This is a genomic window from Staphylococcus sp. EG-SA-2 (assembly GCF_017152085.1).
Window position 1 is genome coordinate 1 of record NZ_JACYHC010000532.1, and the last position, 18,892, is coordinate 18,892.

The 18,892-nt window shown below is 30.6% G+C and carries 19 protein-coding genes and 1 pseudogene; 4 read left to right on the forward strand and 16 right to left on the reverse strand.

Annotation, left to right across the window (positions count from 1 at the left end):
* Positions 1 to 374: 374 nt before the first annotated feature.
* From IDG60_RS08740 to IDG60_RS08780, 9 genes are all read right to left on the reverse strand, one after another.
* The gene (locus tag IDG60_RS08740; protein WP_000402171.1) at positions 375 to 2,417 is read right to left on the reverse strand and encodes a cation:proton antiporter; all 2,043 of its coding nucleotides are present in this window, start codon (positions 2,415 to 2,417) and stop codon (positions 375 to 377) included.
* Between the two features lie 339 nt (positions 2,418 to 2,756).
* The gene (gene mnhG2, locus IDG60_RS08745; protein ID WP_000406612.1) at positions 2,757 to 3,194 is read right to left on the reverse strand and encodes a Na+/H+ antiporter Mnh2 subunit G; all 438 of its coding nucleotides are present in this window, start codon (positions 3,192 to 3,194) and stop codon (positions 2,757 to 2,759) included.
* A complete protein-coding gene (mnhF2, locus tag IDG60_RS08750) occupies positions 3,169 to 3,471 on the reverse strand; it encodes a Na+/H+ antiporter Mnh2 subunit F (RefSeq protein WP_000616642.1) in 303 nt (100 codons plus the stop codon). Before mnhF2 ends, mnhG2 begins: the two co-directional genes overlap by 26 nt.
* Complete coding sequence (gene mnhE2 / locus IDG60_RS08755) at positions 3,468 to 3,950, reverse strand: Na+/H+ antiporter Mnh2 subunit E (protein ID WP_001071971.1); 483 nt, start codon at positions 3,948 to 3,950, stop codon at positions 3,468 to 3,470. The genes mnhF2 and mnhE2 overlap by 4 nt, the downstream gene beginning before the upstream one ends.
* A complete protein-coding gene (gene mnhD2 / locus IDG60_RS08760; protein ID WP_103143692.1) occupies positions 3,951 to 5,447 on the reverse strand; it encodes a Na+/H+ antiporter Mnh2 subunit D in 1,497 nt (498 codons plus the stop codon).
* Positions 5,437 to 5,781: a Na+/H+ antiporter Mnh2 subunit C gene (mnhC2, locus tag IDG60_RS08765; protein ID WP_001048985.1), complete on the reverse strand. Its 345-nt coding sequence runs from the start codon at positions 5,779 to 5,781 to the stop codon at positions 5,437 to 5,439. The genes mnhD2 and mnhC2 overlap by 11 nt, the downstream gene beginning before the upstream one ends.
* Positions 5,778 to 6,203, reverse strand: coding sequence for a Na+/H+ antiporter Mnh2 subunit B (mnhB2, locus tag IDG60_RS08770; RefSeq protein WP_000661906.1), 426 nt, complete (start codon positions 6,201 to 6,203; stop codon positions 5,778 to 5,780). Before mnhB2 ends, mnhC2 begins: the two co-directional genes overlap by 4 nt.
* Entirely contained in the window at positions 6,190 to 8,592 is a 2,403-nt protein-coding gene (gene mnhA2 / locus IDG60_RS08775) for a Na+/H+ antiporter Mnh2 subunit A (protein ID WP_000060771.1), read from the reverse strand. Before mnhA2 ends, mnhB2 begins: the two co-directional genes overlap by 14 nt.
* 18 nt (positions 8,593 to 8,610) lie before the next feature.
* A complete protein-coding gene (locus IDG60_RS08780; RefSeq protein ID WP_001044915.1) occupies positions 8,611 to 9,171 on the reverse strand; it encodes a tyrosine-type recombinase/integrase in 561 nt (186 codons plus the stop codon).
* Between the two features lie 158 nt (positions 9,172 to 9,329).
* Here IDG60_RS08780 and sroA point away from each other — a divergent pair, with 158 nt between their 5' ends.
* The 4 genes from sroA (at position 9,330) to sarA (ending at position 12,220) form a co-directional block, all read left to right on the forward strand.
* Positions 9,330 to 9,533 carry a sigS mRNA-stabilizing protein SroA gene (sroA, locus tag IDG60_RS08785; RefSeq protein ID WP_000036086.1) on the forward strand — a complete coding sequence of 68 codons (204 nt, stop codon included), beginning with the start codon at positions 9,330 to 9,332 and terminating at the stop codon, positions 9,531 to 9,533.
* 16 nt (positions 9,534 to 9,549) lie between these two features.
* A complete protein-coding gene (locus IDG60_RS08790) occupies positions 9,550 to 9,774 on the forward strand; it encodes a DUF2922 domain-containing protein (protein ID WP_000169042.1) in 225 nt (74 codons plus the stop codon).
* Between the two features lie 194 nt (positions 9,775 to 9,968).
* Positions 9,969 to 10,898 (forward strand): DMT family transporter, encoded by a 930-nt coding sequence (locus tag IDG60_RS08795; protein ID WP_001788301.1) that lies wholly within the window; start codon positions 9,969 to 9,971, stop codon positions 10,896 to 10,898.
* 947 nt (positions 10,899 to 11,845) lie between these two features.
* Positions 11,846 to 12,220 (forward strand): global transcriptional regulator SarA, encoded by a 375-nt coding sequence (gene sarA, locus IDG60_RS08800; protein WP_001018677.1) that lies wholly within the window; start codon positions 11,846 to 11,848, stop codon positions 12,218 to 12,220.
* 251 nt (positions 12,221 to 12,471) lie between these two features.
* Here sarA and IDG60_RS08805 read toward each other — a convergent pair whose 3' ends face one another.
* The 7 genes and pseudogenes from IDG60_RS08805 to IDG60_RS08835 all read right to left on the reverse strand — a co-directional run.
* On the reverse strand, positions 12,472 to 13,260 hold the full coding sequence (locus IDG60_RS08805) for an alpha/beta fold hydrolase (protein WP_001045423.1): 789 nt from the start codon (positions 13,258 to 13,260) through the stop codon (positions 12,472 to 12,474).
* 168 nt (positions 13,261 to 13,428) lie between these two features.
* Entirely contained in the window at positions 13,429 to 14,145 is a 717-nt protein-coding gene (locus tag IDG60_RS08810; RefSeq protein WP_001222133.1) for a hypothetical protein, read from the reverse strand.
* A 161-nt stretch (positions 14,146 to 14,306) separates the two neighbouring features.
* On the reverse strand, positions 14,307 to 14,813 hold the full coding sequence (locus IDG60_RS08815) for an SA0570 family protein (protein ID WP_000735558.1): 507 nt from the start codon (positions 14,811 to 14,813) through the stop codon (positions 14,307 to 14,309).
* Between the two features lie 135 nt (positions 14,814 to 14,948).
* Complete coding sequence (locus IDG60_RS08820; protein WP_000362978.1) at positions 14,949 to 15,749, reverse strand: alpha/beta fold hydrolase; 801 nt, start codon at positions 15,747 to 15,749, stop codon at positions 14,949 to 14,951.
* Positions 15,733 to 16,452, reverse strand: coding sequence for an HAD family hydrolase (locus IDG60_RS08825; protein ID WP_000365354.1), 720 nt, complete (start codon positions 16,450 to 16,452; stop codon positions 15,733 to 15,735). Before IDG60_RS08825 ends, IDG60_RS08820 begins: the two co-directional genes overlap by 17 nt.
* Before the next feature lie 54 nt (positions 16,453 to 16,506).
* Positions 16,507 to 17,457, reverse strand: a complete 951-nt coding sequence (locus tag IDG60_RS08830; RefSeq protein WP_010922824.1) for a FecCD family ABC transporter permease — start codon at positions 17,455 to 17,457, stop codon at positions 16,507 to 16,509.
* 148 nt (positions 17,458 to 17,605) lie between these two features.
* A pseudogene (locus IDG60_RS08835) lies at positions 17,606 to 18,385 on the reverse strand (ABC transporter substrate-binding protein); the annotation flags it as partial.
* Positions 18,386 to 18,892: the final 507 nt, after the last annotated feature.

The following is an 18,892-nucleotide window of genomic DNA, read 5'->3' on the forward strand; positions in this document are numbered from 1 at the left end:
GGAATATTAAAAGCTATGTGCAGTAACTTTTAATAGGCATACCACTTTTGCATCAAGCTATAAATAATCGCATACTTTGATATTTAATCTGGCCTATCAAAGTAAACATCTATGGTTTCCTCCCCCCCATAGATCCTTAAGCCACACTCATCCGATGTCATATGAGTGTGGCTATTTTTTGTGAATACACTTAACTTCACCTTTAAATGACTTCGCTTAATCTATCTCCTCCAATTTTTAAAACTTATTTCAATTAAATCTCAAATATTAATAATTCGTATAGTTTAAAACTATCTATTCAATTCCCATAAAATAAAAGGGATTGATGAAAAGCCCTTCAGTTTTTCATCAATCCCTTTTAGCATAATTAGGAACTACGTCATACTATCTACAATAACCATTTCATCGTAATTGATGGCTTCTCTTAGTTTTAACGCTGTACCTTCTGATACTTCATCTGTATCAATCAACTCACGTAAAATGCGACGTTGTTCTCTCAATGCATTTAATTTAATTTTAGTAATCGTATCTTCACTTGCTGAGTTGAAGAAATTTGATGGTGTTAAGTTTTCAATTCGCATTAAATAACCGTCACAAACCATTCCAATTTCAAGTGTATTATCTTTTGTTGTTTCCTTAGACAAACGACTAACCACATTATAATGGACTAATTTATTAATTTTATTTAATTCCATTAAGTTATCCGTAACACTAAGTGAAGATGCGGAGTTCACTCTCGTTTGTACTCTTCGTTTTAATAAAGCACCTCGTAATAATACAATCATTCTTCTTATTAATGATGCTTGTCTATATACCTGTGTTCTTTCAGCATAACGCATATAGTTTTCAAGTACACTATTCGTTATTTGTCCTTCATCTACTAAAGACTCTAATGTTTTTGTTTCTACATTAAAAGCAATTTTTTGTAGACGTTCTAATTCTTTAGAGTTTTCATCATCTTTCTCTACAGTTTTTAAAAATGCTAATTTATCATGATATTCTTTAATCACGTTACCATATTTAAAACTTGTTTCGAAAGTAGATTTTTGATTTAGATAATCAATAACTTGTTCTAATATATAAATTCTAGCAACTTTAAACGACATATTGCCAATTACTGTTTTAGGTGCAGGTTTCGTTAATAATGGCAATAATACTTGCGCAACTACCAAACTAATAATAACCATACCAGATGCAATAAATAATAAGTCGTTTCTATACGTAAAAGCATGATGCCCTGCTAAAAAATAAGGTAACGTTAATGCGATTGCTAAAGAAATTGTTCCATGCACACCACATAACGTCATAATTAAAGCGTATAAACTTCGCTTTGGTGGTTTCTCAGTCGTTGGATTATCATCATCATTTTTAGTCATCATTTTTTGGAATGGACTGATGGCTAAATAAAAATAAGGATATAAGACATAAACCCAAACAAATCTAAATAGATAGACAGCTAAAGCAACAACAATAGTGATGCCTATTAAAAAGATTAAATTGTGCGGTTCTGTTTTGATAATTTTAATAATAACTTCAGGTACTAAAAATCCTAATATTGAAAAAACAAAGCCATTTAAAACATAACCTAGTATATTCCATGTATGATTGTAACTCATTTGCAGTTGTGTACGTACTTGCATAATTCTGTCACGTTCGAAACCATGTACAAGTCCTGCAACTACTGCTGCAATGATTCCTGATGCGTGAAACAATTCAGCAATTAAATACGTAACAAATGGTGTTAACAATTGAATAATTGTAAACATATTAATGTTTTCATATCCTCGACGCATCAATGTTAATCGGAACCTTACTAATGCCATACCTATAAGTAAACCAACCACTGCGCCACCAATTGATGCAATTAAAAACAACTGAACAGCATCAACAAGTGAAAAAGCACCTGTAACTAATACTCCAACAGCTATTTTAAATGAAATAATACCAGCAGCATCATTCAATAATGACTCACCTTCAAGAATTGTCATTGCTCCTTTTGGCAAGACCTTTCCTTTAGTGATTGCTTGCACTGCTACTGCATCAGTAGGACAAAGAATGGCAGCAATTGCAAATGCTGCTCCAATAGGTAAATCTGGCCAAATCCAATGAATAAATAAACCTACACCTATCACAGTAGTAATGACTAATCCTAATGCCATCATCATCACTGGCTTAATATATTTCCTTAAATGGACTCTAGAAACATTAACACCTTCTACAAATAACAAAGGCGCAATCATTGTTACCATAAACAATTCAGAATCAAAATTAAATTGAACAGGGATTGGGGTAATAAATAGTAACATGCCCAAGAAAATTTGTATAAATGCTAGGGGTACTTTAGGTATGAAAGTATGGACAAACGAACTTAGTATCACAACAGCTATAAATATAAGAATTGTTTCAAATATTTCCAAACTTTCACCTCTCTAAAAAGTATTGTTTAATTGAAAATTAAGTATCACATCTCGTTGTAATTATACTTTAGAGGATAAATTGAGTTAGCGACCACAAAAGCACTTTAATATAGATATATGTCTACGATTGCAGTACTTAAATTTGCAATTATTTAATTTTATTTTATCACTAATTGTTTGTATAAATAAACAACTTGCTTTCACATAACAACATTAACTTATAATACAAAAAATGAGCACCTTAAAATCGACTAACCAATTTCAAAGTACTCTTTTAATGATTAATTTTGAAAACAGATTTTCAAAAGCATTGTTATGCTTAACAATTTAGCCAACACTTCAATCGTTTTGATACCATTTCTTACGATGCTCTTCTCGTTTTTTAGCACGTAATTGTAATGCTTCTGTAGAGTTTTGTTCATTTGAACTTAATAATATTGATGCATGTGTGTGAGCATCATTTTTTCGATACATATAAGCGCCGTTGCGATAAGCAGCGCGAGCGACTAAGTGCATGCCGACTGGTGAAGTTAAATTAATAAAAACAAGTGACAGTAATAAACGCACACTGAAAAATCCTGTATTCACAATAAAATAAATTAATACACCGATTAAAGTTAATAACACGGATAAAGTTGAACTTTTTGTCGCAGCGTGACTTCTTAAGAAAACATCTTGGAATTTCACGATACCTATTGCACTAATAAGAGCAATAAAACTACCTAACAACAACATCACAGCAGCAATAAGACTAAAGATTTCTTTTGTTATTTCCATTAAACACATGCCCCCCACCAATAAAGCGTGATATTGAAACAGAACTTACAAAAGATATAATGGCAATGAGCATGATTGAATCTAAGAAAGAAACGGTGCCCATAAGTACACTTAACACACCCACAATTGACATTACGACAGCACTTGTTGTATCAAATGTAACGACACGATCTGCTGTTGTAGGTCCCTTGATTAATCTAAATAAACAGATGATTAATGCAATTCCAAAAATAATGAGTGAACTAATAATCATAATATGTGTTATTGTTTGTATCATCGCGACACCTCCAATATTAAGTCTTCATAATGCTTAATACTTCTTAACAAACTATCTTTTTCTTTTTCTGACACGTCGATACTATGAATAAAAAACTTTTTAGAGTCTTGAGAAATTCGTATTACTGTAGACCCTGGAGTTATAATAATTAAAATTGTTAAAAATGTTATTGCCCAATCACTTGTTAGTCTTGTTTCATATGAAAGTAATCCAGGGTTCATATCTTTTGTTTTAAAAAGAATATAATTAATCGTGCTAATGCTAGATGTTATTAATTGATATAAATAAACACCTAAAAATTTAATAGCTACCCATATTTTTCTAACATAAAAATCATCGCTGAAAAACCTGTGTAATATATAAATGACAATTAAACCAATTAGATATCCAGAAAAGAAAGTCGAGAATTTAAAATGATCTTCATCTTGAAATAATACCCATAAGAATGCAATGATAATATTTAAAACTATTTGATTCATTTAGTCCTCTCCTTTCAAATGCGGATTTACAAGTTTTTGATATAATTGATCACTCGTGTTCAACTCAGTTGCATCACTTGTAACATTTAACACAACAGGTGCAGCAATTCCGATTGCGATAACCACAACTACTAAAATACTTAAAATTCTTTTTCGATATAGCGGGATTTTCTTAAAATTAACTTCCTCCCCATCTTTATCTCCAAAATACATATAAAAAAGTATCCTAAATAAACTGTACATTGCAATTAGACTAGTAATAATCATTAACGCTAGTCCAATATAATTGCCATTTTGCAATGCACCTTGGAAAATAAGTACTTTCCCCGGAAAGCCACTAAATGGAGGCACGCCGCCAATAGCAAAAATCATTATAATAAACGCAACTCCAAATAAAGGTTCTTTTTTAGCTAAGCCATTCAAATATTGATATTGTCGATAGCCTGTAATGTAAACTAAACTACCAATAATAAAGAATAGCAATGTTTTTACAACAATGTCATTTACCAAATAAAATATTGCACCATTAATACCTGCAAACGTGTTTGTTCCTAAACCTAAAATGATAAATCCTATTGAGATTATGACTTGGTAAGCTGCAATCTTTTTAATATCTTTATAAGCAATGACACCTATAGCGCCGATGACCATAGTTATAGCAGCCATAGTTGCTAGCAATGGATGTATGAGATCATTATGTTGATCAAATAGTAAAGTGAAGAATCGAATTAATGCATAGGCCCCTACTTTGGTCATTAACGCTGCAAATAATGCTGCAAGCTCAGTATTTAACACAGCGTAGGCTTTGGGTAGCCACATAAAAAGGACCAGCGCTGCTTTCGCACTAAATGCGACTAAGAAGATTAATGAAATCATTGTAACAGTGCGATTATCTCCCATGTTATTCAAACGCATTGCAATATGTGAAAAGTTTAATGTACCTACTGTTTTATAAAGTAAACCTATACCTAATAAGAATAGCCATGAACCAATAATATTCAAGACAACATAAATAATTGCAGCACGTAATTGTTCTACAGATTGTCCAAGTGTAATGAGTACAAATGACGCTAGTAACATAATTTCAAACATGACGTATAAATTAAATAAATCTGATGTTAGAAAAGAGCCTATCACGCCAACACTTAAAAATAATATGAACGATGGCAAGTGATAACGATTTGCTTTATGTTCGCCACGCCCAAATCCGTATGCCATAATTAAAGTAATCACAAACGAAGCGGTTGTAACCATAATCAAACTTAAAGAATCTCCTAAAAACTGTATACCAAAGGGCGCTGACCATCCTCCAAAGTCTAGCGTAATTGGACGGTGACGCTGAACATAAATTAATAGCATTAATGAAATAATTGTGGTGATAGTCATTGTACCTAAGTATAAATATTTAGAAATACGATCATTATTTTTTAAAAATACAAGGATTAAGGCACAAAGGAATGGTAATAACATTGGTAAAATCAATAAGTTACTTAGCATCATCTTCCCCCCTTAGGCCTTCAATTTCATCTTCTTTTGTTACTTTATAAGTTCTATAAACAAGTACAAGTAAAAACGCAGTCATCCCAAACCCTATAACTATTGCAGTTAGTACAATAGCTTGTAACAAGGGATCAACAAACAATTGGTTTCCACCAGTTATTAGTGGTTCTGATCTACTAGAACCATACGTTCCCATACTCATAATAATGAGATTACCAGCATGAGTATATATTGAAATTCCGATTACAATACGAATTAAATTGATTGATAAAATCATATATGTTCCTATAAACACTAAAAATCCTATAACTAGTAATAATATTAAATTCATGATCGACCTCCGCTAAGCGACAACATCACTGTGACAATAACACCAACAACTGAGAATAAAATACCTAATTCAAAAAGTGTTATTGTACTTACATGAATTTGCCCTAAAATTGGAAGTATCCAAGTTGTTTCATATTGAGACAAAAATGGTTTTCCAAAAAACATAGGTATTATCGCAGTAATAGATGATACCAATGCTCCAATAATCATTAAAATTCTAAAATCAATCGGTAAACTTTCTAAAACCTCTTCAACATTAAAAGCCAGAAACATTAAAATAAACGCTGAACTAAATATTAAACCACCAATAAAGCCACCACCAGGATTATTATGACCTGCGAAGAAGACATAGAATCCGAAAGTCAATAAAATAAATACAACAAGTTTCGTGACCGTTCTTAACACGACATCATTCTCTTTCATCTTGTCCCCTCCGATCTTGATAATTTAATAATGTGTAAATACCTAGCCCAGTAATAATTAACACTAATCCTTCAAATAATGTATCTAATGCTCTAAAGTCACCAAGTATCGCATTTACAATATTTTTACCACCTGTTAGTTTGTCAGCTTTTAAATAAAAGTCTGATATTGATGATAAACCATCTGTTTGTTGTGTAATAAAAATTAATGATACAACAATAAGTGCCATCAAGAGTGATACAGAAATTTTAATTATTTCTCTTTTTTTGTTAGCGTTAGATCTTGGTACGTTTGGTAATCTTGAAAAACTGACAATAAATAGTATCGTCGTTATTGTTTCAACTACTAGCTGAGTCAATGCTAAATCAGGGGCTTTCATTGCTATAAAGAATAAGGTCACAACAAATCCGATGACTCCATTTAAAATGACCATTGTCAGTCGTTGACGTATAAAAATTAAAGAAATACCAATTGTGACAGTTACGATTGCTAATATAATTTCTAATGCCCCAAATTCAGAAACATGTAACTGATGTACTTTAGGAAGTCCAATTCGAATATAACCATATCCAATGATAATCATAAATATGCCTAAGGTCATAATAATGTATTGGTTTAAACGATCTTGCATAACACGTTTAAATCGCTTCGTAGCAAACTTTTCAAAATGTCGATATACCATCTCATACCCTTTTGAAACTGAAATCTGTCTAATTTTACCTGTGAACACTTTTTTCCAATCTACTTTGATTGCTAGTACACTACCCAATAAAATAATGATGATGGTTAAAAGAAGCGGTATGTTAAATCCATGCCATTGCGAAACATGTGGTGCCAATGGATCAATTTGATGATTACCACCTGATACACCTCTTAATGCTGGAACGATAATCCCCTTCCCAAATATATTTGGCACAAAAAAGATTACAGGTACTAGCACCATTAATATAAGAGAGGGTAAACTAAACAACCATGGTTCGTGGATATTTTTTTTAGTAAACACTTTAGAATCATATTTAGTCCAAAATACTTCTTTAACCATGTAAAGTGCATATGTGAATGTAAAAATACTAGCAATAACACCAACAAACACGATAGCTATCATTGAAATCAAACTAAATTGGGATAATTGTCCAGTTTGTGTTAATGCATCTAAAAACATTTCTTTACTTAAAAATCCATTTAAAAATGGTACTCCAGCCATAGATAGAGCCGCTATCGTCATGACTAGATTCATTTTAGGAAATAGTTGACGCATTCCACTTAAAATTCGTATATCCCTTGAACCTGCTTCATGATCTAAAATACCTACTCCCATGAAAAGCGCACATTTAAAGATGGCATGATTCATTAGATGAAATAGCGCACCAAATAATACAAATACATAAATAGATGCTATTGCGTCTTGTTGGTGTTGAGCATATCCACCACCGATACCGACCATTGCCATAATCATTCCTAGTTGACTGATTGTTGAATATGCTAGGATTCCTTTTAAATCCCATTGTTTTAAAGCTGTGATTGAACCAAATAACATTGTTATTAAACCAACAAACGTGACGATATATATGTACATATTGCTAAGACCTAATAATGGTGTAAATCGAAGTAATAAAAAGATACCAGCTTTTACCATCGTGGCTGAATGTAAATAAGCACTTACAGGTGTAGGTGCAGCCATTGCTCTAGGTAGCCAAATATGAAATGGAAATTGTGCTGATTTTGTAAATGCACCTAATAAAAACATAAAAATCATAGGGATAAACAATCCATGATTCTTAATATGATCTGCTTGTCCTAATATGTCAGTGATATTATTCGTTCCTGTCATGATATACAGCATAATAAAACCAACTAATAACGCCAATCCACCAAATACTGTAATCATAAATGATTGAATCGCACCAAATTGACTGTCACCATTGTTATACCAATATGAAATCAATAAAAATGATGATACACTCGTTAATTCCCAAAAAATGTACATCAATATCGTATTGTCTGATAATACAATACCAATCATACTGAACATAAATAACGTTAAATAAAAATAAAACCTTGGTAAATTGTCTTTTCGAGAGGATAAATATTGAGTTGCATAGAAGAATACTGCAATTCCAATAAGTGAAATAATAAGAGAAAACATTAAACTTAAACCATCTAAACGTAAATCTAAATTAATATCTAATGTCTTAATCCATGGAATAGAGGTAGAAAGATATTGCAGTTTAGCTACTGATGGTATTTGAATCAAAAAATAGATAGATGAAATTACAGGTGCAACCAACGCTATGTACCCGGCATATTTAGCCAATGCTCTACGTTTAGACATTAGAAGTATCATCGCCATAATCACAAGTATAGCAATTAATAAATAAACCAAACTCATTATTAGCCTCCTTTGTTTCTATAATTGTAATGAAATATAAATACTATGTTCACACTCATTTTCTAAACCGATAAAATTTAGTGTTTCAATAGCAGATTGATGCCCTAAATACTTTTGAATGACTGGTATAGGTATACCTTTTTGATAAGCATGATATGCAAATGTCTTACGCAATGTCGTTAGTCCTACATTATCTATACCAGCTTCAATTGATGCTTGGTGAATTATTCGATATGCTTGCTGTCTAGATAATACTTGATTTGTTCGTAGTGATTGAAAAAGAACGTCTTCATTCGAAAGACTCCTGTCCTCTATATATTGAAGTAGTTCTTTCGATAATGTTTCTGGTAACCTAATTTTAATCAACGAATGAAAATGTGCTTTACACATTTCTGATAACGTACACTTTTCAATTAGTCTCTTAACTTGAGAGACTGTAATTGTTAATAATTCCGATACTTTCAATCCACTATGTATAGCTAACTTAAAGAATAAATAGTCACGTTCAGATTTTATCTTGAGCGCTTCATACATTTTAACAATATCATCATTAAATTTAATCGCTTCTACTTTATTCATTACTCAACCTCCCCTTGCTTTAAGTGTCTTAATCATAGCTATTTTATATTTTAGTTACATATATCTATTGCCTTTTTTATAGATTTTAAACATAGAAAATAAAATTAGCCATTTTATTATTTTATTTCGATATATAGTGTGAAAGGAGGTTTTAAAATATGAGTAAAATAAACCACATCACTATTGTATTATCATTTACTAAAGTAGACGCTAACGGCAAACAAACAGAATTTAAGCGTCGATTCGCTAACATTAACCCTGATGCATCAAACGACCAAATTAAAACATTCAGCAAACTTATTGAGCGACTTACTGGAGAAACATATAACAATATCGAACTCATCAAATCTTTATCAATTTAATCAGGAGGACATATTCATGACTAAAACACTTGAATTAAGTTTTAAATCTTCACTAGACAAGCCTGTAAAACTGCAATTACCACAATTAAACAACGTAGTGACCGAGCAAGTTGCACGTGATAGTATGAATGCATTAGTAGATTTAAATATTATAAAGTCAAATAGTGGTACTATCACCAAAGTACATTCTGCTCAAATTATTGATAAAACAACAACTGTTTTATTTGAAGATAAGAAATAGATATAAAGAAAGCGCAATTAATTTAGTATAAATACTAACACCCTAGACTTTCATCATGATTGTCTAGGGTGATTTTGTTATGATAATGTCCTGTTTTTTTCAACATTATTGTAAATGAGTTGTATATTTTCTCTATAATGATAATGTATTCATATGATTTTATTATTAACTTTGGAAAGTGAGACTTTATTCATATGCTTCTTTTCTATATCATTGGTGTCCTAGTTGGAATGCTTATTCCTATCCAAACATCTGTCAATTCAAGACTATCACTGTATACTAAATCGCCTTTCTATACTTCATTCATTTCATTTTCAGTTGGAACAATTTGTTTAATTATTTTAAATATCATTATCAATCCAGAAGTATTTACTATTCACTTTTACAATAATCAATCATTTAACTACACATGGGTAGTCGGTGGTTTGCTTGGGGTTAGCTTTTTAACTGGCAATTTATTGTTATTGCCAAAATTAGGTGCAACATTAACTGTAATTGCAACAGTTGCGGGTCAAATTATTATGGGTGTCATTATTGATACATTTGGCTTATTTGGCGCTACAATTCATGATTTTAATTTAATTAAAGCAATTGGAGTATTGTTACTCATTGTCGGCATCGTCATAATGAATCAATTTAACAAGAATAATTTATTACTAACTGATCAAAAGTATTTACTGTTTTGGCTTCTCTTAGGATTTATTTTTGGTTTCTTTCCACCTATTCAAACGACAATTAATAGTGCTTTAGCAAGTCATACTCATTCACCAGCCTTTGCATCATTAGTATCATTTACAATTGGGTCAATAACGCTATTGATTTTAACCGCTATTTTTAATCGTTCTTTAAAACTAAAAACAAGTCATTTAAAATTCGGTAAATTAAAGCCTATCTATTTTACTGGCGGTATACTTGGTATGGCTTTTGTAACAGCTAACATTATCTTAATGCCTCATATGGGTGCAGCATTAACAACACTTATTGGGATGTTTGGCCAGATTCTAATGGGCATATTGATAGATCACTTTGGATTATTTGGTTCACCTAAAATAGCAATGACATCCAGAAAAACTATTGGTCTATTATGTATTTTGACAGGCATTATACTTTTAAGATTATTTTAAATTAACTTTTAGCTTATCATTTTAACTTGTAATTATTTTTAAAAGTGATAAGCTATTTTTTTGTGGTCTAAAAATCTTTAGAAAAGCGTTGATTTGGGTAGTATACTTTGACACAACAAATTTTAATTTAGCAAATTCGATAGTCAACTCATTCTTAAGACCTAAATTAATGTTATTTTTTAATAATTTACACCAAATTAATAGCAAAAATTATGTTATTCGTGCTAATATTTCATAGTTGGTTATTCAATTAATTAAAAATAAGTCAAAATGCACAACTTTTTATAATTCATTGAGTCGAGTTTGAAAAATAAAAGTGCTTTAATGCATGATCAATTATCGTACTTTCTATTATTTGTTACCCGTTATCAATCGGAATAACGTATATACACTTTAACGTGCTATAGATTGGTTTTAATCACTAAATTAATGTGTTTTTCTTATCATTAAAACTGCACTGAGAATTACTAAATTAAAAAAATTATAAAAATTTTTCATTTTTAGTGATAAAATTCTGAAAAATGGGTATAAATAGTAGAAGAAGTTAACTTGGAAGAGTTAAGCTATAACAAAGAATCTCTTTAGACACACATTGAATATCGAAACATTTAATTGCGCTAAATCGTTTCATTAAATAAATTACCTTGTATTGGCGATTAAATTAAGGTAAATTATAAAAAATGCTGATATTTTTGACTAAACCAAATGCTAACCCAGAAATACAATCACTGTGTCTAATGAATAATTTGTTTTATAAACACTTTTTTGTTTACTTCTCATTTTTAATTAGTTATAATTAACTAAATAATAGAGCATTAAATATATTTAATAAAACTTATTTAATGCAAAATTATGACTAACATATCTATAATAAATAAAGATTAGATATCAATATATTATCGGGCAAATGTATCGAGCAAGATGCATCAAATAGGGAGGTTTTAAACATGGCAATTACAAAAATCAATGATTGCTTTGAGTTGTTATCAATGGTCACTTATGCTGACAAATTAAAAAGTTTAATTAAAAAGGAATTTTCAATTAGCTTTGAAGAATTCGCTGTATTGACATACATCAGCGAAAACAAAGAGAAAGAATACTATCTTAAAGATATTATTAATCATTTAAACTACAAACAACCACAAGTTGTTAAAGCAGTTAAAATTTTATCTCAAGAAGATTACTTCGATAAAAAACGTAATGAGCATGATGAAAGAACTGTATTAATTCTTGTTAATGCACAACAACGTAAAAAAATCGAATCATTATTGAGTCGAGTAAATAAACGAATCACTGAAGCAAACAACGAAATTGAACTATAATTTTGTTTAGCGCAATTTGGTGAAGTTTGATAGATGATACATTCTATTAAACTTCCTTTTTTTATGTCTTTTTTTACCTAATTGTTAAGAGGTTTTGCACTAATGGCACTTAATATAAGGAAGATAGCCGCATAACGAGCAGTATATATCAAATACATTTCAAAAAAAGCTGATTTCTATCAAATAATGAATAGTAATCAGCTTTTTCACATTGCCTAAGGACTTTATGCCCTAGGTTTATATATCACATATTATGATACGCTTTTTAAAAAATTTAAATAATAATTCATAAATGCTTCTGGTTCTTCAATATGCGGTGCATGTCCTGAATGTTCGAAGATTTTTTTCGTAACATTTAAAAAATGCGCTTCCAATTTAAAATGATTCTTATCTTTAATCAAAGGATCATGTTCCCCATTAATTAACAAAGTAGGTACACATGTACGTTTTTTTAAATACATAGGTTCATCTTTATGCAAAATTAATGAACGAATTGCCACCGCACTATCATCCTCAGACTTAATGCTATATATTCTTTGTTTTTGATACCATTTCATCGTCTTCTCTTGATTTCTAAACAATTTAGAAAATAAAAGAATATACGCTTCAGACTTATTAAAACCCGCTATATCATCTTGATATTGTATTAACAATTGAGTAAAGCTGTGTATTAAGTCATCTTTCTTCGATGCAATGGTAGTTAATGATTTTACACGATAAGCATATTTATCTGTAAATAACTTAGCAACTACCCCACCTAAATCATGTCCTAGAATATGTGCCTCATGAATATTTAACTTCTCCATTAGAATTTTTAAATCCTCAACGTGATCGTTTAAATCGTATGATTCACTTTTAGAAGACTTGCCATGACCTCTTAAATCGTAAGTAAGTACTTTATATGATGATGCTAGTTGATGTTGCAAATCTTCAAATCCAGCTAAATTACCATCCAATCCATGAAGTAATATTATAGGATCCCCTTTACCTTCAATTTGATAAGTTAATTGGATTTGAGGATTAATTGTGACTTTATTCATTGTGACACCTCCCTCAATAAACTATATACCCAACCTTCATTCTATATACGCTTCCATTTTATAAACAATTTTTTTAAATTATTTATAAATTACCAAAAGTTATTCCAACAATAAAAAAACTATTCATCTCAATTAATACAATTAATCAAGTGAATAGTTTTATCATATTTATAATCTTGTACGTGAAGATAATCTAATTGTGAAATATATAACTAGAACTACTAATAATATCCATATAATTAATGAAAAAATCTGGGCTGATTGTGGATTATGAATCATTGCATCGACGGTTTTTTGACAAAATAATAAGCCGATTCCCGAAAACTCAAGTCGCTTATAAAATATGCCGGCAATTACTAAAATAATACCAATGAAAAAGAAAAATTGATGTCCAAAATTTGTAATTGGTATAACGCCCCAAGTAATATTAAATGCTTGTAATATAATTAATAACAAGGATATGATAGCGATAATTGTACCCATAATCATTTCTATTTTATTACTACGCAAGTAATTCTTTTGTGACACCCTTAGGTATACAACAATAGTCATTGGAAAAATCACTAAACAATAAAATAGACTCATTCCAGTAATAGCTTGAAACTGAACATACTGTTTATCATATAAATAGGATATGAGAATGAAGTTTATAATAAAGAAAATAACTGGATTCATTTGTAAAGCAAATAAATTCCTTTGAATCATTAATATGATTTGTGCTGGAGATTTTCTTTTATATTCAATATAATCTTGATCTTTCTTTTCAGAATTTTTTATATCAGTAATTACTTTCTCTTTAATATCATCAATCAAATGCGGTGATAAACCTTTATGATTAAAGTAATCTTCTATATTTTCTAGTAAAATTTTATCGTTAATACGCATTGGTAGTACTCCTTTAAAATGAAACATCTTTATTTATTGTATTGGTTTAATTTCCCCTTCGCAAATCATAAAAATTAATATTCACTGTATTATGCCATGTAATAAAATAACCGACAAGTATTGCGATTTAACTTGTCGGTTAAGCACGATTAATTTAATTATTATTTTTCCAAATCAATACGATATAATTTTATGTTTTTATCTTTTGGTGCTGAGGCAAATTGATAAGTCGTTTTGCCTTTTTCAATATATCCAAAATTACCAGCAACTTTGCTATATTCCGTATGTGTTACTGCTTTGCCAACATAATTTTTAACAGCTTGATATGTTGGACCATTAGCATCATTATACATCATTGAAATATGAGTTACTTTACCATTGTTTTTCTTACCATCAGTAGTTACTAATAACATACCTTTTTTAGTATGGAATTCGTAATAATGTTCAGTTCCATCTTCATTGTAAGAATACATAGGATTTTTGTACTTAGTTAAAACATCTTTAATAGATTCGCCAATTTTCACATTTTCTAATGACTGATCACCCTTAATTAATTGTTTAACAGTATCAATAGAGTTGCCACTTGCTGCTTCGGCACTAGTGTTCACTAAGCCTACTCCCATTACAACAGAACATGCAATTATACTTGCCGTTAGTAGCTTTTTCATAAGCACTCTCTCCTTTTATTTATATCGTCTTGTGCTCACAACCATTATACAACAATCATTTCTAAAACAACAGTCATATTACAATTATATTACAAATAATAATTACTACTTTTATATTTCACTTATCACTAAAAATTAAACATGCTTTTCATCGTGATGTTTGTTGATAAATGAAGCTGTATCTTCGACGAATCTTTCTTGCTCTTCAACAAATGGGAATGCACTTGATTCTTGATATACTTCAAAGTCCGCATTTTGGATTAAATCAGCTACTTCTTTAGCTTCCAATCTTGTTGTTCTTTCACCGAATTCTCCTGCAATAATTTTTGTCGGTACTACGACATTTCTATAAGTTTGAGAAATATCAGCGTTTTTGAATACCTCTTTAACTGCTTGAATTTCTTCTTTAGTTGATATTTCATTTGTATCTACGACATGTTTAAGGAATCGATTCATTTTTCTCGGACGATAATACTTACGCTTATTTAAAAATTTATCTTGTTTTTCAGGATCCCAGTTTCGAATAATATGGGCATATTTTCTAAATAAACGTTCTTCCGGTAATTCACCTTCAATAGATGTTGGATTTACCAACATAAGTGATGATGTAAATTCAGGATAACGTACTGAAATATCCGCACCAATGATTCCACCCATTTCATGGCATACAAATGCAACTTCTTCAATGTATAAATATTTAAGTAATTCAACAATGTCATCAGAAAAATCTTTTATTTCAATGTGACGAGGTTTATCAGAATAGCCATGTCCACGTAAATCAATTAACACAACTTGAAATGATTTTGCTAATTGTGCTGCTAATTTATTAAACACAGAATAATTATCAAGTACAGTATGAATCAATACGATAGGATAGCCTTCACCTAATGTACTGTAATGTATCGATGTTCCATCTTTTCTAGTAAATAGATCCATAATTTTCTCCTTTATTATCATTTTTTATTGGTAAAATGGTTAATAATTCTTCCACTGTTGTAATTGTAAAATCAACTTCTTCTTCGAGTGGTTCAATTTCAGCATCTTCTTGTTTATACCATACACTAACCATGCCCATAGCTCGTGCTGGAGCTACATCATTTAACGCATCATCGCCAACATACATAATTTGCTCAGGTAATACCCCTAGTTGATCAATCATATCTTCAAAAATTTTAGGATGTGGTTTACGAAAACCAACTGTTTCTGATGTTGATAAATAATTAATAACATGCATCAAACCAAGTGAATGTAATCGAAATTGTTTAATCTTAGATTTACCATTTGCGATAACACCAATTTGAAAGCCTTTTTGCGATAGCTTTTCTAGTGTATACAAAGTATCGTAATAAGGAAATACATAACGATAAAAATGCATTTCAAAATCATTAAATAAGTCTTTCCAAGTTAACCTATCTACATGGAAACGTTTAATGATTTCTTTATATAAATCAGGTTTATCATTATCTTCATCGTCATCTAGCTCAATAAATGCTTTTTTAAAATCTGCCAGTTGAACATGAATTAAGTAGTCATGAAATCGTTCATATTGCTCTTCGATAAATTTCTCTCGAGATTTAACTCTGTCCAACAACGTACCTTCTAAATCAAATACAACTGCTTTAATTTGATTCAAATCCATCGCTTATGCCCTCTTTATGTTTATAGTTATTTTTATTTTAGCAAATGTCATGTGCTAGTGTAACCGTTTCGACTGAGATATTAGCATGTAAAATAACACTGGTATACCAATTAATGCAATAATAATGCTTGCCGGTATTTGTACTGGTGACAGTATATGGCTACCAATAAAATCTGCCATAACCATTATTTGTCCTCCAATTACAATATTCAAAGCCAATTGTCTTCCTAATGATTGTTTCCACTGCCATTTTCTAATGAGTTGTGGTATCACCATACCAATGAATCCAATGATGCCAACATATGCGACATTTATCGCCGTTATCATAGAAGCTATACATAACGCGATATATGTAATCAATTGAACATTTAAGCCTAGTGACTGACTTTTTAGTTCTCCTAATTGCAATAACTTTAGTTGATTAAGAATGATAAATATACCAAACAGTGCAATGATAAATGTGATTGCTATTATGGATACATTTGAGTATTCTGCATCACCAAAGCCACCAAACAAATAATTGGCAATTGTATTTAATTTGCGAGGTTTTAATAAAATCAAAAAATATAGAAGTGAATTGAATAATGCACCAATCATTAAACCACTTAATATTAAGATTCTAACTGGATAGCCTTGGCTCAATACCGACGTAATGACTAATACAGTTATTAATGTTATCAAACTAAATGTTATTGAAAATACAGGAATCCATAACGTTGTTAAACCTAAAAATAATGCTAATCCTGAACCAAATGTAGCACCGCTTGCCAATCCTAATGTAAAGCTATCTGCCAATGCATTATTTAAAACTGTTTGAAATATAAGACCTGCAACTGTTAATATCATACCTGTCAACAATGCTTCTAATAATCTCGGTAATCTAACATTGATTAAAATAGACTGGTTAAATACATCATTGATATCCCCCAACTGCCAAAATAGATATATGCTAGTTGTTATAATCAATATGACTATCCAGCTCAATAATACTTTATTAAATGTCATAGCATTCTCTTTTCTTTCATCGATAATTACATTCATTATAGCAATCACATACTCGCGTTGCTATCATTCACTAAATATATTTTAAAAACCCCTTATCTCAAACATGTATTTTTTTACATGTAGCAATAAGGGGCATAATTAGAATGGTTTATTTTCTATAAATTGCATCTCTTAATTCTTTTAATCCTTCATCAATACGTGGACCTGGTCTTGATACTTCATCACCATTTACAACTTCAATACGTGTATTCTTGACAGCATTAATTTTATTGAATCCACCCCTTTTTTTGATGATATCCATATAATCTGATCTTGTCTTAGCTTCCGTCGAAATTAATATATCTGGGTTCTTTTTAATAATACTTTCCTTCGTTACAGGGTTCCAACCATTAATGTCACTATAAACATTTTGGGCTTCTAATTTTTCTAACATATCATTAAAAAATGTATGCTTCCCTGCTGTATATATTTCAGGCTTTGATGAAACCTCAATAAATACTTTTTATTTTTTATGATGAGCAGGAATTGAATCTATGACTTTATCGATATTATCTTTAGTTTCCTCAACAAGTTGTTCAGCCTGCTTATCATGATGCGTTAATTTCCCAATTTGCTTAAATGTGTTGTATGTTTCATCAATTGATTGTGCATCTTTAACATACACTACTTTGATGCCTTGTTTCTCTAATGATGACAATACTTTATTAGCAGTTGCCTTTTGCGACTCATGCGCAAGAATTAGATCTGGCTTTTCCTTTAAAAGTTCCTCTTTATTTAGATTCAAAGCATCAAATTGTTTCTTACCCTCTTTCACATCTTTTGGATAATCATCAACCGTTGAAACACCAACTATGTATTTACCTAATCCTAATTCATATAAAATTTCAGTATTACTAGGCATTAACGAAACAATTCTATGGTACGGCGATTTAGACGAGCCATTATCATTGCTACCTTGTTTATCATTATCTTTCATACCACAGCCACTCAGGACAAGCATAAAAATCAAAATAAAAGCAATTAACGATTTCTTCACACTATCACATCTCCTTTTTAAAGCCTCTTGAGCTTTAGCGATTAGAGGCTTTTATGCAGTTGTGCGCAAGCAAGCCAACTGCGTTCCTCTTCACCTTTAGCGATTAGAGGCTTTTATGCAGTTGTGCGCAAGCAAGCCAACTGCGTTCCTCTTCACCTTTAGTGATTAGAGGCTTTTATGCAGTTGTGCCTTAATATCCAACTGCGTTCCTCTTCACCTTTAGCGATTAGAGGCTTTTATGCAGTTGCGCGGTAGCATCCAACTGTTTTTTACTTTATATGCTTCTATTTATTATATAAGTCCACATACTAAAAGAAAATAGTAAATTATTTTTTATATTTCATATAAACTCATCTATCTAACTTCACAGCGTTTACTTTTTAAAGTAAGGTTCTAAAA